The organism is Trujillonella endophytica (assembly GCF_900110555.1).
GTDB lineage: Bacteria > Actinomycetota > Actinomycetes > Mycobacteriales > Geodermatophilaceae > Trujillonella > Trujillonella endophytica.
On the sequence record NZ_FOEE01000001.1, the window covers coordinates 266,202 to 280,712 of the forward strand.

General features: G+C 74.0%; 12 protein-coding genes. 7 read left to right on the forward strand and 5 right to left on the reverse strand.

What is annotated here, in order from left to right; all coding sequences use genetic code 11:
• Positions 1 to 151 precede the first annotated feature (151 nt).
• The 7 genes from BMY88_RS01305 (at position 152) to BMY88_RS01335 (ending at position 8,067) form a co-directional block, all read left to right on the forward strand.
• Positions 152 to 895 carry an SIR2 family NAD-dependent protein deacylase gene (locus BMY88_RS01305; protein ID WP_091939332.1) on the forward strand — a complete coding sequence of 248 codons (744 nt, stop codon included), beginning with the start codon at positions 152 to 154 and terminating at the stop codon, positions 893 to 895.
• Positions 892 to 1,314 carry a DUF1772 domain-containing protein gene (locus tag BMY88_RS01310; RefSeq protein WP_091939334.1) on the forward strand — a complete coding sequence of 141 codons (423 nt, stop codon included), beginning with the start codon at positions 892 to 894 and terminating at the stop codon, positions 1,312 to 1,314. The genes BMY88_RS01305 and BMY88_RS01310 overlap by 4 nt, the downstream gene beginning before the upstream one ends.
• Positions 1,315 to 1,368: 54 nt before the next feature.
• The gene (locus tag BMY88_RS01315; protein WP_091939336.1) at positions 1,369 to 2,901 is read left to right on the forward strand and encodes an AMP-binding protein; all 1,533 of its coding nucleotides are present in this window, start codon (positions 1,369 to 1,371) and stop codon (positions 2,899 to 2,901) included.
• A gap of 79 nt (positions 2,902 to 2,980) precedes the next feature.
• Entirely contained in the window at positions 2,981 to 4,366 is a 1,386-nt protein-coding gene (locus BMY88_RS01320; protein ID WP_091939338.1) for a C40 family peptidase, read from the forward strand.
• A 340-nt stretch (positions 4,367 to 4,706) separates the two neighbouring features.
• Complete coding sequence (locus BMY88_RS24565) at positions 4,707 to 6,011, forward strand: AAA family ATPase (RefSeq protein WP_280138673.1); 1,305 nt, start codon at positions 4,707 to 4,709, stop codon at positions 6,009 to 6,011.
• Positions 6,008 to 7,117, forward strand: a complete 1,110-nt coding sequence (locus BMY88_RS01330; RefSeq protein ID WP_244524391.1) for a DUF58 domain-containing protein — start codon at positions 6,008 to 6,010, stop codon at positions 7,115 to 7,117. Before BMY88_RS24565 ends, BMY88_RS01330 begins: the two co-directional genes overlap by 4 nt.
• Entirely contained in the window at positions 7,114 to 8,067 is a 954-nt protein-coding gene (locus BMY88_RS01335; RefSeq protein WP_091939340.1) for a VWA domain-containing protein, read from the forward strand. Before BMY88_RS01330 ends, BMY88_RS01335 begins: the two co-directional genes overlap by 4 nt.
• Before the next feature lie 102 nt (positions 8,068 to 8,169).
• Here BMY88_RS01335 and BMY88_RS01340 read toward each other — a convergent pair whose 3' ends face one another.
• From BMY88_RS01340 to BMY88_RS01360, 5 genes are all read right to left on the reverse strand, one after another.
• A complete protein-coding gene (locus BMY88_RS01340) occupies positions 8,170 to 9,651 on the reverse strand; it encodes a glycosyltransferase family 2 protein (RefSeq protein WP_091939342.1) in 1,482 nt (493 codons plus the stop codon).
• Positions 9,648 to 10,217: a hypothetical protein gene (locus tag BMY88_RS01345; protein ID WP_091939344.1), complete on the reverse strand. Its 570-nt coding sequence runs from the start codon at positions 10,215 to 10,217 to the stop codon at positions 9,648 to 9,650. Before BMY88_RS01345 ends, BMY88_RS01340 begins: the two co-directional genes overlap by 4 nt.
• A 316-nt stretch (positions 10,218 to 10,533) precedes the next feature.
• Positions 10,534 to 11,505 carry a quinone oxidoreductase family protein gene (locus tag BMY88_RS01350; protein WP_091939346.1) on the reverse strand — a complete coding sequence of 324 codons (972 nt, stop codon included), beginning with the start codon at positions 11,503 to 11,505 and terminating at the stop codon, positions 10,534 to 10,536.
• Between the two features lie 909 nt (positions 11,506 to 12,414).
• Positions 12,415 to 14,151 (reverse strand): DUF429 domain-containing protein, encoded by a 1,737-nt coding sequence (locus BMY88_RS01355; protein ID WP_091939347.1) that lies wholly within the window; start codon positions 14,149 to 14,151, stop codon positions 12,415 to 12,417.
• A 211-nt stretch (positions 14,152 to 14,362) separates the two neighbouring features.
• Entirely contained in the window at positions 14,363 to 14,509 is a 147-nt protein-coding gene (locus BMY88_RS01360) for a Zn-dependent oxidoreductase (RefSeq protein WP_091939349.1), read from the reverse strand.
• Positions 14,510 to 14,511: the final 2 nt, after the last annotated feature.

Consider the following 14,511-nt stretch of genomic DNA (forward strand, 5'->3'; position numbering starts at 1 on the left):
CGCCTACCCCTCGCTGGTTGCGCGCGGCGTCCGCGTCGCGCTCGTTGCCACCCCCGATCATCCCAGCCCCCACGCGGTGATGCGCAGGTGAGGCCACCCTTGCCTCACCCGTGACCTCGCCCACGCCCCGCGGCCTGCCTACCGTGGAGGCGTGACCGACGCCGTCCCCGACTGGCTGACCGACGCCCGGCGGATCACCGTGCTGACCGGCGCGGGCATCTCCACCGACAGCGGAATCCCCGACTACCGCGGCCCGGACGGCGTGTGGACGCGCGATCCGGACGCCGAGAAGCTGGTGACGCTGTCCTACTACGTGGCCGACGCCGACATCCGCCGCCGGGCGTGGCTCATGCGCCGCGAGCTGGGCATCGGCGACGTCCGGCCGAACGCCGGCCACCACGCCCTCGTCGGGCTGGAGCGGGCCGGCCGGCTGCGTGCGCTGGTCACGCAGAACGTCGACGGGCTGCACCAGGCCGCCGGCTCCTCGCCCGGGCTCGTGCTCGAGGTGCACGGCACCGTGCACCGGGTGGAGTGCCTGGACTGCGGCGACCGGACGACGACGGCGGAGACGCTGGCTCGCGTGGACGCGGGCGAGCCCGATCCGGCCTGCCGGGTCTGCGGCGGCATCCTCAAGACGGCGACCGTCAGCTTCGGCCAGGCCCTGGACGGCGCGGTGCTCGACGCGGCGGTCACGGCGGCGGCCGACTGCGACGTCTTCCTCGCCGTGGGCACCTCGCTGGGCGTGCACCCGGTCGCCGGCCTGACCGACGTCGCGGCCGCGACCGGCGCGCGGGTGGCCATCGTCAACGCCGAGCCCACGCCCTACGACGACCTCGCGGACCTCGTCGTCCGCGAGCCCATCGGCACCGCGCTGCCCCGGCTGCTCGCGGCGTGACGCTGCTGGCCGTGCACCTGGCGCTGGCCGCCGCCTACGCCGGGTTCCAGTGGACGGTGCGGGCCCTGGTCTACCCGCAGATGACCCTCGTGCCGCCCGAGGCGTTCCCCGCCTACGAGCGGTCCCACCAGCGGCGGGTGTCCCGGGTGGTGGGGCCCCTGTTCGCCGGCCAGGCCGTCACCACGCTGTGGCTGCTCGTGGACCGGCCGGCGGGGACGCCGCTGCTCCCGGTGCTGGCCTCGGCGGCGTGCCTGGCCGCCGTCCTCGAGCTGACCGCGCTGGGCGCGGTGCCCCAGCACCGGCGGCTGGACCGCGGCTGGGACGTCGCCGTCCACCGCCGGCTGGTGCACGTCGACACCCTCCGGGCGCTGACGGCGACCGGCGGCGTCGCGGCGGCACTCTGGCTGCTGCTCGCCTGACGGCCGCGTCCGCGACCCCTGCCGCAGCGGCCGTCGAGCACTACCGTCGACGCCATGCGCGTGCCCCTGACGACCCGCGACTTCCTCGACCGCGCCGAGCTCGTCTACGGCGACCGCATCGGCATCGTGGACGAGCCGGACCAGCCCGCCCCCTCGCTCGGCGACGTGACCTGGCGGGAGGTGGCCCGGCGCGGCCGCGCCCTGCAGGCGGGCCTGGACGCGCTCGGCGTCGGCGCGGGCGAGCGGGTCGCGGTGGTGAGCCACAACGCGGCGCGGCTGCTCGAGGTGCTGCTCGCCGTCCCGTCGTCCGGGCGGGTGGCCGTGCCGGTCAACTTCCGCCTGTCGCAGGAGGAGGTGCGCTACATCGTCGGGCACTGCGGTGCCCGGGTGCTGATGGTCGACCCCGAGCTCGAGACGGCGCTCTCGGGCGTCCCGGCCGAGCACAAGCTGATCATCGGCGAGGAGTACGAGCAGCTGCTCCGCTTCGACACCGAGCCCGTTCCCTGGGCCGAGCCCGACGAGGACGCCACGGCGACGATCAACTACACCAGCGGGACGACGGCGCGGCCCAAGGGCGTGCAGATGACCCACCGCAACGAGTGGGTCAACGCCGTCACCTTCGGCCTGCACATGCAGGTCAGCGACCGCGACGTCTACCTGCACACGCTGCCGATGTTCCACTGCAACGGCTGGGGGCTGCCGTACGCGATGGCCGGGGTCGGCGCCCGGCAGGTCGTGCTGCGCAAGGTCGACGGCGCGGAGATCCTGCGCCGGGTCGAGCAGCACGGCGTCACCGTGATGTCCGGGGCGCCGGCGGTGTGGAACTCCGTGCTCGACGCCGCCGAGCAGTGGGACGGCGAGATCCCCGGCCGCGACCGGGTGCGCGTGATCGTGGCCGGCGCGCCGCCGCCGTCGCGGACCATCGCCCGCATCGAGGCGGAGCTGGGCTGGGAGTTCAACCAGATCTACGGCCTCACCGAGACGGCGCCGCTGCTCACCGTCAACCGCCCGCGGGCCGAGTTCGACGACCTGGAGCCGGAGGAGCGGGCCCGGCGGCTGTCGCGCGCCGGGGTGCCGGCGCTGGGCACGCGCCTCGCGATCAGCGAGACCGGCGAGGTGCTCGCGCAGGGCAACACCGTGCTCGCCGGCTACTGGGACAACCCCGACGCCACGGGGGAGGCCCTCGAGGGCGGCTGGTTCCACACCGGCGACGGCGGCACGGTCGACGAGGGCGGCTACCTCACCATCTCCGACCGCAAGAAGGACGTGATCATCACCGGCGGGGAGAACGTCTCCTCGATCGAGGTCGAGGACGTCGTCTTCAGCCATCCGGCGGTCGCCGAGGTCGCCGTCATCGGCGTCCCGGACGACAAGTGGGGCGAGATGGTCACCGCGATCGTGGTGCTGGCCGAGGGCGAGCAGGCAGACGAGGCCGGGCTCATCGCCCACTGCCGCGGAAAGCTCGCCGGCTACAAGGTGCCCAAGCGGGTGGAGTTCCGCGACGAGCTCGCCCGCACGGCCACGGGCAAGATCCAGAAGTTCAAGCTGCGCGAGAGCTTCTGGGTCGACGCGGGCCGCTCCATCTGAGGGAGCCGATCACCGCCGCCTCACCCCGGAGGGTGAGGCGGCGGTCAAGGCGGGCCCGGGAGGCGCCGTTGCCCCGGGTGTGAGCACCGGATCCGCGACCAGACGAGCGACCCGACGCACCCGCTGGGCGGCCCGGACCGCGGGCACGGGGCTCGCCGCGCTGGTCGTGCTGGGGCTCGCCCCCGGCGTGGCCGGCGCCGCCCCCGGCGGCTCCGCCGTCGCCGCGGCGCAGGCCGAGCGCGACGCCGCCGCCGCCGAGGTGGGCCGGCTGAGCGCCGAGCTCGCCGCCGCGGAGGCCGGCGCCGCTCAGGCCGGGCAGAACGCCCAGCTCGCGCTGCAGGACTACCTCGAGACCCAGGCCGCGCTGGAGGCCGCGCGGGCCGCGCAGGCCGCGGCCCAGGAGGCCGTCGCGCAGGCGGAGGCCGCCCTGTCCGAGGGCCGGTCCGACGTGGCCGACTTCGCCCGTCGCAGCTACATGCAGGGCAGCACGTCGCCCGGCATCACCGCCCTGATGAGCGCCGGCGGCCCGGCCGAGATGCTCGAGCGCGCCAGCCTGCTCGAGGCCGCGGGCACCCACCGCGTCGACGTCGTCGGCCGGCTCACCGTGCTGGAGCAGCAGGCCACCGCCGCCGAGCAGCAGGCGACGGTCGCGGCGGAGGAGGCCGTGGCGCTCGAGGCGGAGTCGGCCGCGCAGCTGGCCGGCGCCGAGGCACAGGAGAGCGCCGCTCGCGCGCAGACCGCGGCCCTCGGCGAGCAGCGCGCGGCCGTCGAGACGCAGCTTGCCGCCGCGGAGGCCGAGTACGGCCAGCTCTCCGCCCAGCAGCAGGCTGCCCGTCCCGCGCCGAGCGCGCCGTCCCCCGGCGGCGCCGGTGCGGCCGCGCCGGCCGGCAGTGGCCCCGCCCCGCAGACCGGCAGTGGCCCGGCCGCGCCGACCAGCAGCACCCCGGCGCCCTCCTCGGGCGGCTCCGGCGGCGGCTCCGGCGGCGGCTCCGGTGGGGGCTCCGGGGGCGGCACCCCCGCCCCCGTGCCCACGACGGTCGGCGCGCCGTCGGCCTCCACCGTGCAGCGTGCGATCACCGCCGCGCGGAGCCAGATCGGCGTCGACTACTCCTACGGCGGGGGCAGCACCAGCGGCCCCGGGCGCGGCATCGGCGAGGACGCGGACGTCGTCGGCTTCGACTGCTCGTCGCTGACGCAGTACGCCTACGCGCAGGCCGGTGTCTCCATTCCCCGGACCAGCCGCGACCAGTTCTACCGATTCCGCGACCAGACCGTGGCCCGGGCCGACCTGCAGCCCGGTGACCTGGTGTTCTGGGGGACCGGCTCGAACTATCAGTCGATCTACCACGTGGCCATCTACATCGGCGGCAACCAGGTGGTCCAGGCGCCGGAGAGCGGGCAGAAGGTCAAGATCTCGACCATGTGGTGGGGCCAGTACTTCGGCGCCGTCCGCCCGACCGGATAGGCGATCCCACGGAACAGGGCCCCTGCGCGATGCGCGGGGGCCCTGGGCGTTGAGGCGTCGGGCAGCCACGGGGGGAGCTGCCCGACGCACCGGCGAGGTTAGCAGCCCTCCCGCCCGACGGGCAGGGGAACGGCCGTGTCGTGTCGTGTCGCGGCTGTCGGCGACCGGTTCACCCCCCGGTGTAGGACACTGGGCCGGGGACGGGCACGCCGCCCCGTCGCCGGCCTCCGCGAGGCCGGCATCCGGCACGAGCAGGGAGCGACGTGAGCGAGCTCGCGAGCGAACCAGGGAACGCAGCAGTCGGACGGACGTCGCCGCAGAGCGCCGGCGAGGTGGCTGCGTGAGCCAGGCCGCCAGCACCTCCTCCGACCTCCCCCAGGGCGCCACGGTCGCCGCCTCCACCGGAGGGCAGCCCGTGCCGCCCGCGGCCGACGCCGCCCGTCTCGAGCGCGTGCTCTTCGAGATCAAGCGGGTCATCGTCGGCCAGGACCGGCTGGTGGAGCGGATGCTCGTCTCCCTGCTGGCCCGCGGGCACGTGCTCCTCGAGGGGGTGCCCGGCGTCGCCAAGACCCTCGCGGTCGAGACGCTGGCGACGGTCGTCGGCGGCAGGTTCGCCCGGCTGCAGTTCACGCCCGACCTCGTGCCCGCCGACATCATCGGCACCCGGATCTACAAGTCGGGGCGCGATTCGTTCGACACCGAGCTCGGCCCGGTGTTCGCGAACTTCGTGCTGACCGACGAGATCAACCGCGCGCCCGCGAAGGTGCAGTCGGCGCTGCTGGAGGTCATGGCCGAGCGCCAGGTCTCGATCGGCGGGGTCACCCACCCGCTGCCCGACCCGTTCCTCGTGCTGGCCACGCAGAACCCGATCGAGTCCGAGGGCGTCTACCCGCTCCCCGAGGCGCAGCGCGACCGCTTCCTCATGAAGGTGCTGGTCGACTACCCGACCCCGGAGGAGGAGCGGGAGATCATCTACCGGATGGGGTCGACCCCGCCGGTGGCCGAGACGGTGCTGGGCCCCGACGACCTGCGCCGCATGCAGCGCACCGCGTCGCAGGTGTTCGTGCACCACGCGCTGGTCGACTACGTCGTCCGCCTGGTGGTCGCCACCCGCGCCCCGCGCGAGCACGGCATGGACGACGTCGCCTCCTGGGTCTCCTACGGCGCCAGCCCGCGCGCCTCCCTCGGCCTCATCGCCGCCAGCCGCGCGCTGGCGCTGATCCGCGGCCGCGACTACGTCCTGCCGCAGGACGTCCTGGACATCACCGCCGACGTGCTGCGCCACCGGCTGGTGCTCTCCTACGACGCGCTGGCCGACGGCGTGCCCGCCGATCACGTGGTGAAGCGGATCCTGCAGACCGTGCCGCTGCCGCAGGTGACCCCGCGGCAGCGCTCCGGCGGGTTCGGGCCCTCGGCGCCCGGCGGCCCCGCGGTGCCCGGCTTCGGCGGTCAGGCCCCCCAGTTCGGTCCGGCCGGCCAGCAGCCGCAGTTCGGCCCGCCCGGCCAGGCCTACGCACCCGGCCAGCCGCCGCGGCCGCAGGTACCCGCCGCCCAGGGCCCGGGCGGGCTCGGCGCCCCCGGGAGCCCGGGTACTCCGCAGGTGCCGGGCGCCAACGGCTACGGGCGCGGGCCGCAGTCGGCGTGAGGCTGCGGCGCAGGGCGGCCGCGGCGGCGCCGCCCGGTCAGGACGCTCCCGAGGCGCCCCGCGACGAGGCGCCGGTCGAGGCCGGCGAGGAAGGTACCGACCCGGTCCCGGACGACGCCGCGGTACCGGCGGCGGAGGCCTGGCGTGCCCCGACGCCGGGGTCCGGGGTGGACCCGGGCCGGGGCGACGGCGCCCCGCCCAACTTCGCGGAGGGGCCGGCCGACGTGCTCCTGCAGCGGCTGGAGCTGACCATCCGGCGGCGCCTGGACGGGCTGCTGCAGGGCGACCACCACGGGCTGGTGCCGGGCTCGGGCACCGAGGCCGGTGACTCGCGGACCTACCACCCCGGCGACGACGTCCGCCGGATGGACTGGCACGTGACGGCGCGCACCCTGGTGCCGCACGTCCGGGAGACCATCGCCGACCGCGAGCTGGAGACCTGGGCGGTGGTGGACCTCTCCGCCAGCCTGGACTTCGGCACCGCGAACTGCCAGAAGCGCGACCTCGCGATCGCCGGCCTCGCGGCCGTCAGCCACCTCACCGTGCGCGGGGGCAACCGGCTCGGCGCGATCGTCACCACCGGTGAGCGGATCGACCGCTACCCGGCCGCCTCCGGCCGGCTGGCCGCCGACCGGCTGCTGCGCTCGGTCGTGGCGACCCCGCGGGCCGAGGGGGGACGCCGCGGCGACCTCGCCGCCGCGCTGGAGACGCTGCGCCGGCCACCCCGCCGGCGCGGCCTGGTGGTGGTCGTCTCCGACTTCCTCGGCGACAGCGACTGGGAGCGCCCGTTCCGGCTCCTCTCGGCCCGCCACGAGCTGCTGGCCATCGAGGTCGTCGACCCCCGAGAGCTGGAGCTGCCCGACGTGGGGCTGCTGACCGTCGTCGACCCGGAGACGGGGGAGACCCTGGAGGTGCCCACCGGCGACGCGGAGTTCCGCGCCCGGTTCGCCGCCGGCGCCGCCGCTGAGCGCCGGACGATCGCGCGGGCGCTGCGCCGCGCCGGCGCCGGGCACCTGCAGCTGCGGACCGACCGCGACTGGCTCATGGACGTAGTCAGGTTCGTCGCCGACCGGCGACGGGCCGGCAGTGGAGGGGCATCCCGATGACGTTGCAGTCCCCGGCGTGGCTGCTCGGGCTGCTGGCGGTGGCGGCGCTGGTGGCGCTGTACGTCGTCCTCCAGTTCCGCCGCAAGAAGTACGCCGCCCGCTTCACCAACGTGGCGCTGCTGGGCACCCTGGTGCCCAAGCGGCCCGGCTGGAAGCGGCACGTCGCGTTCGCGATGGTGGCCCTGGCCCTGGGCGTGCTGATCGTCTCCCTCGCGAAGCCCAGCACCGAGGTGCGGGTGCCGCGGGAGCGGGCGACCGTCGTGATGGCCGTCGACGTGTCGATGTCGATGGAGGCCACCGACATCGAGCCCACCCGGTTCGAGGCGATGCAGGTGGCGGCGAAGGAGTTCGTCGACGTCCTGCCCGAGGAGATCAACCTCGGCCTGGTGGCGTTCTCCGGCACCGCGACGACGCTGGTCACGCCGACCACCGACCGGGGCCAGGTGCGCGCGGCGATCGACAACCTGGAGCTGGCGGAGGCCACCGCGATCGGCGAGGCGGTGTTCACCTCGCTGCAGGCGATCGCGAACTTCCAGTCGGCGCTGGGGGAGACCGAGGAGGAGGTGCCGGCGCGGGTGGTGCTGCTGTCCGACGGCTCCAACACCGTCGGCCGGAGCACCACGCAGGCGATCGACTCCGCCGTCGACGCCGCCGTGCCGGTCTCCACGATCGCGTTCGGCACCGACTACGGCAGCGTCGAGATCGAGGGCGAGTCCGTGCCGGTGCCGGTCGACCGCGCGGCGCTGGAGGAGATCGCCGAGGAGACCGGCGGCAGCTACAGCGAGGCCGCCAGCGCCGAGGAGCTGGAGGAGGTCTACTCCGACCTCGGCAGCCAGATCGGCTACACGACCGAGCCGCAGGACGTCAGCTACTGGTTCGTCCGCGGCGGCGTGCTGCTGGCGATGCTCGGCGCCGTGATGAGCCTGCTCTTCACCAGCCGCCTCCTGTGAACGACAGGGGGGCCCGCGGACGAACTCGTCCGCGGGCCCCCCTGCCCCCTCTCAGGGTCCCACCGCGAGCGCGTGAGTGGTGGGGGGCGAGGGGGTCCTTCGTCAGACCGAGAAGCCCTTCTGGCGCCGGAGCAGCTTCTTGATCATGAAGACCGTCTGCAGCACGGTGACCAGGTAGAGCACCGGCCAGCCGATCGACAGGATCGCGGACTGGACGTCGACGCTCTGCTGGCCCCACGCGTAGATGAGCACGCAGAACGTGACGACGGCGCAGACCGCGGGCATGACGTACGCCGAGCCCCGGCCCTTCTCCGCCGCGGCCTGGGCGGCCCAGTTGTCCTTCTCCGACCGCGACAGGAACTGCACCCACGCGCTGACGAAGTGCCCCATCCGGATCCACATGTAGAACTCGGCCGGGGCGAACAGGAACGCGTAGAGCAGGTCCGAGGCGCTCTTGTCGTGCATGGCGAGCGCGATCCGCAGGTTCAGCAGCGTGGCCACCGCCGGCGGGATCAGCCAGATCGGGTTGAACACGAAGGCGTCGATCGACATCGCGGCCGCCAGCAGCAGCAGGAACGACATGCGGGTGCCGATGTTGAAGACCATCGAGATGTTCTCGTACCAGCGCAGCCGCAGGTTCGGGTGCAGCGGCTGGCCCTTGGTGTCGCCGCGCTGGCCGGGCCAGAGCAGGTCGATGCCGCCGAAGTTCCACTTCACCTGCTGGCCGTGCAGGGCCCGCAGGGTGGTCATCGGCCCCACGAAGGCACGGGCCCGGGCGCTGATCTTCGTGTTGAAGCCGGCGTCCTTGATCTGCAGCGAGAGCTTGGAGTCCTCGACCTCGGAGTCGCGCACCCACGGGGCGGTCTGGTGGTTGCGGTACATGACCATCTCCAGCGCGCGGACGCTGAAGAGGCTGCACTGGCCGCCGAGCACGGCCATGTTCCGGCCGCGCACGAGGTTGTCCATGTTGAAGCCGGCGAACTGGGCGCGCTGCCCGGCGACGAGGAACTTCGCCATGGCGCCCTTCACCTTGGTCTTGTCGAAGGTGTAGATCGCCGACAGCCCGCCGATCCGCGGGTCGGTGACCATCTCCTTCTCCAGCCACTCGACGCAGTGCCGGTCGAGGGTGGTGTCGCCGTCGACGCCGAGGATGTAGTCGTAGCCGCGGCTGACGAAGTAGCCGAAGTTGAGCGCGCCGACCTTCTTGTCCGGGTTCTCGCCGATGTCGTGGATGTGGACGACGGTGTGGTACGCCTCGCCCTTGACGACCCGGAAGTGCTCGCCGGCGAACTGCTGGGCGATCTCCGGGGTGTCGTCGTCGGTGTTGTTGATGATCACGTGGATCGCGTCCGGCGGACGGGTCTGCGCGAGCAGCGAGGTGAGGACGTCGGCGATCGTCGACTCCTCGTTGTACGCCGGGATGATGCAGCTGATCGTCGCGGTGCGGCGCTGCTCGTCGGCGGCGGAGCCACCGAACTCGGCGGGCACGAGCGAGCTGATGTCGGGGACGTTGGAGTCCCCGCGGGCGAGCAGGGTGACGCGGTCGGTGGCCCGCCGCATGCCGTGGACGACGAGCTCGGTCACTGGGAGACCTCCTGGAGGAGCGGCAGCTCGAGGGTGTCGAGCACGGTCTGGCGGTAGTAGCGCGAGGAACCCGGCTCGGTCTCGACGAGCAGGTCGAACTGGACGTAGAGGGTCACCGCGTCGGCCGACGCGGCGGACTCGGGCACGGTGAACGCGGTGCTGTAGCTGAACGGCGGCATGAGCGCGAACTCGCCGCGGTCCTCGACGGCGACCGTGCGGGTGGTGCCGTCGTCGGCGGTGACCACGAAGCGGGTGACCAGCACCTCGGTCTCGCCGTCCCCGCCCTCGACGTGCGAGGCGAGCTGGATGGTCTTGTCGCCGGTCGCCGTCCAGGTGGTGGCGTCGTCGGTGGTCCAGTAGTCGATGACGACGGTCTGGGCCCCCGCGGCCAGGACCCGGGTGACCGAGCCGCTGTCGAGGTCACCGGCCGGGCGGGCCGGCGTCTCGGGGACCCCGGCGACCACGGCGGCGGTGGTCGCGGCAGTGGGCTCGGCGGCGGTGCGCTCGGCGGCCGGCTCGGCAGGGTCCGCGGACGACGCGGAGTCGCCGCCGAGATCCGGGCTCATGCTGACGTCGGGCCAGGAGCAGCCGGCGAGGCCGGCGGTGAGTGCGAGTGAGATCCCCAGCGTGGCGGCCCTTGGCCCCAGCCGCCCGGATCCGGACATGCGTCGGTACACGAATTCCCCCCGTGTCGATCGATTGACCGCACACGGAGAGGAAACGGCGCTGTCCCCCAACTGCGGCCGTCACCGAGTGTGGGGATCCCACACGGTCAGCGGGGGACTCTCCACCCGTTCAGGCGAGCAAGGTCCGCCGCGCGGGTGAGGCGCCGGTCACGCAGACGCCCCGGCCGGTCACTCGACGTGACCGGCCGGGTGCGTTTCAGCGACGAGGGTCGAGGACCAGCTTGCCGGTGGTGCGGCGCGAGCGGATGTCCTGGTGGGCCTCGCGCACGGCCGACAGCGGGTAGCGGCCGCCGATCACCGGGCGCAGGTCGCCGGCCTCGACGAGCTGCAGGAGCTCGGTCATGGCGTCGTCCATCATCTCGGGTCGGGCCATGCAGTGGGCCAGCCAGAAGCCGATGACGGCGCGGCTGCGCTGCATCAGGGCGCCCGGGGGCACGGCCGGGGTCTCCTGCCGCGCGGCCATGCCGTAGGTGACCAGCCGGCCGAAGGGAGCGAGGGCCGACAGCGAGCCGGAGAAGACGTTGCCGCCGGTCATCTCGAGGACGACGTCGACCGGCTTGCCGCCGTTGGCCTCGCGCAGCGCGGCGGCGAACGCCTTCGGGTCGTCGTCGGCCAGCGCGGGGTCGACGGTGGCGTCGGCGCCGAGCTCCTGGGTCAGCGCGCGCTTCTCGGGGCTCGAGGCGGTGGCGATGATCCGCCCCGCGCCCCAGCGGCGGGCGAGCTGGACGGCCAGCGTGCCGACGCCGCCCGCTCCCGCGATGACGACGACGGTCTCGCCGGCGGCCAGGTGCGCGCTGGTGCGCAGCAGGTGCCAGGCGGTCGCGCCCTGGAGGACGACGGCCAGCGCCTGCTCGTCGGAGACGCCGTCGGGGACCGGCCAGGTAAGCCGCGGGTGGGTGGCCGTCCGCTCGGCGTAGCCGCCGCCGTCGAGCAGGCCCACCACCCGCGGGCCCCCGCCGGCGGGGGTGCCGACGAACTCGGCGCCCGGGATCAGCGGCAGGGTCTGCGGCGCCAGGTAGGAGTTCTCGGCCTGGTGGGTGTCGGCGTAGTTGACGCCGGCGGTGGCGACGTCGAACAGCTGCTCGCCGTCCCCGGGGACGGGGTCGGGCAGGTCGACGACGTTCAGGACCTCGGGTCCACCGAACTCGGTGATCTGAACTGCGCGCATGGAGAGGACGCTAGGGGACGACGCCGGCGCGACGGTACGCGGCCGAGCGCCGCCCCAGATCCTCTGCGGAGGCGCTCGGGCCAGGGGTCCTCTCGCCACGGCGAGCGCACTGCAGTTCCTCGTCGACGTATGGTTCGCGCCCCATGTGCGGTGGCAACCGTCGTACGTCGAACGTATGTTCGATACATGCCACCGACGCGACCACTGCTGCACGGTTGCTCCCGCCATGGGCGCGCGCCCGAGGTGTCGGATCTCGCCGGGAGTGCGTCATGACGATGTCGACACTGCATCGGCCCCGGGAAGGCGCCCGTTTCGTCCTCTACGACGCCGGGCGGCAGCACACGCCACCCATCCCCGTGCCGCGCGAGATCGACGAGGACCTGCCGGCGGGCTGGCGGCGCGACCCGGCGCACCCCCGCCGCGTCCACCTGCCGGACCCGGGCCGTTGTCCGCACGGCTCGTTCCCCCGGTACGCGGCGCGGAACTGCTGTGCTCGCGGTCGGGGGACCGCGGACGTCGGACCGGCGGTCGCTCGCCAGCCCCATCGGGCCGCTTGCCGGGCGGTCGGCGGCGCCGTCGACGATCTGGGCTGGGGCCCACGATCACGGGCTTCGAGCGCGTCCGGTCCGAGGAGTGTGCTGGCCGAACACCGTGCAGGGTGACGACGAACGGCGGGCGTTCAGCCGCTCCGGGTCAGGGCGACACGAGCCGAGCCCCACCGCGACGTCGACATCCGGCCAGGCCTGGAAGCGCGCCGCTGCTGGAGGTCGCCGACGGGGCGGACAGGCGGCAGCAGCGATCCCGGCAGGCAGCCGTCCATCTGGCGTCGCGTCGACCGGCACCGGTGAGGAATGGGGGTGAGGCCATGACCTCGTCACGCGCGAACGTCGTTCCGGCCGGTCCCGCCGGTCAGCCGCCGGCGAGCCGCTGCAGCCGGGTGGCCAGCGCGGTCCGCCGGTCGGCGTTGCCGTGCAGGTCCACGTACCGCTGCCCGAAGCTTGCCAGCAGCGTGTCGTCCAGCCGGCGCACGGCACCCGGGGGGTAGCGGTAGTCCATCCGGGCGGTGATGCCGCTGTCGTCGGCGCCGCGCAGCACCTCGCCCAGCTCCACCAGGCTGGTCACGCCCAGTTCGAGCAGCAGGCCGGAGATCCAGGTGTAGTGATCCGGGCGCGACCAGCCGGCGTCGGCGTACTGCCCGGCCAGGAACGCAGCCAGCTCTCGGGGCGCGATCCGGGGGTCGTCGGAGTCGGTGTCGTCGGTCTCGTCGCCGGGAACTGGTGCCCGAAGGCGCTCGCGGATCGCGGTGAACTCCCGATCGGCCAGCTCCAGCAACCCGGCGGCGAGAGTGAACCGGCGGTCGAACTCGGAGGCGTGCTCGTCCGGCACCGTGCCCTTGTAGCGGATGTCGTGCTCGAACTCGGCCCAGGCATGCTGCAGCACAGTGCGCACCTGCACCTGCACCACGCGTCCGGCCAGCTCCGGCAGCTCGGCCGCCCGACCCGGGTCCACGCCGATCAGCAGGTGCCGGCTGGAGTAACCGAACCGGCCCTGCTGCGCGGTCCGCCGCCCCATGTCGCGGTCGTCGATCACCCGCACCTGCGCAGCGAGCAGCTCGGCGACCGCCTCCACGTCGCTCTGCACGTAGGTGATCACCCGCACGCCGATCTGGTCGGTGATCTCCCGCGCCGGGTCTGGATAGACAGGCACGCCGTCGACCTCGCGAGCCGCCTTCTCCGCGAACGAGGCGATGGTCTTGGTCCGCCCGGTCACCGACAGGTAGTTGATCCCGGCGTCGTCGAGCACCTCGGTGACGAGCGCGAGCGCCCGCGCCCCGGCGACCAGGGTCTCGGGCCGGCCGTCGGCGAACGCCTGGATGGCCTGCTGCACCGGGTCGGGCGGGGGAGCGGTCACCCGGGGGCCGGGCTCCAGGTCCGGCGGCAGGGTCGGGGTCACGATGGCACCGCCGGCCGCGTCGCCGTAGACGGTCACCTCGCCCGGGCGCCGGACGGCGATCCATCCCACGTAGGCGCACACGACGGCGTCGACCTGGTCCTCCGCCACTCGTAGCTCGCTCTTGCGGGTGGCGGCCTGCACCTGCTGGCGCAGCGCGGCGAACGGTGCACCGAGGTCGAGCTCGACCACCGCGCCGAGGAGGTCGATGAGCAGCAGCAGCTCCGTGCGCATCTGCTCGAGCACCCGGCCCGGCTTGTTCTTGTACTTCAGCGTGCGGCCCAGCCGGAACAGCGCCACCGTCGCCGCATGCGGGTAGACCTCGATCGCCCGGCGGTCGCGGCCCGAGCGGGGGTCGAGGTCCAGCCGTAGGCGCCGGCCGATCCGCCCTCCGCGGGTGTCGCCGTCGGTGAACTCCGGTTTGCCGGTGTTCGTGGGGTGCGCTCCGGCCTGGAACCTCGCGAAGTCGGCGTTCAGCGCCCGTTCGGCGGCCCGGTTCCCGGTGGCGTTGGTGACCACCAGCGGGGCGTCGATCGCCACGATGCACGGGCCGGCGGTGAACGGGGCCAGCGCGGTCTCGATCTGCTCGTCGGTGCGCACCGCGCTGACGTGCACCAGCCGGCCGTCGTCGTCCAGCACGGCGAGGCCGGTGGGTTGCTTGAGCCCCCAGGCGAGGTCGATCCCGATGTGCTGCACGGGGTCAGCTTGCCCTGCCCCGCACGTCGTCGGGGCTCGTCCCGCGGAGTCTGCCCGGCGGGTGCGTGTGACCGTCTGCTCGAGGTCGTTCGGACGAGCGCCGTTCCACTGGCCTGATCGCGGGGGAGCCAGTGACCGCATCGCCGACCAGCACGTCGTGGCAGCGACGGGGATGCGCGCGGGCTGCGTCGCGCACGCGAGGTGTCTCAGGTCAGTTGCGAGACAACCGGTGGTGGGTGTCTGCGACATTGACGCCGGCGGCCGAACCGTCGACGAGCTGCTGGCCGTCCCCGGGCACCGGGTCGGGCAGGTCGACGACGTTCAGGACCTCGGGTCCACCGAACTCGGTGATCTGCACGG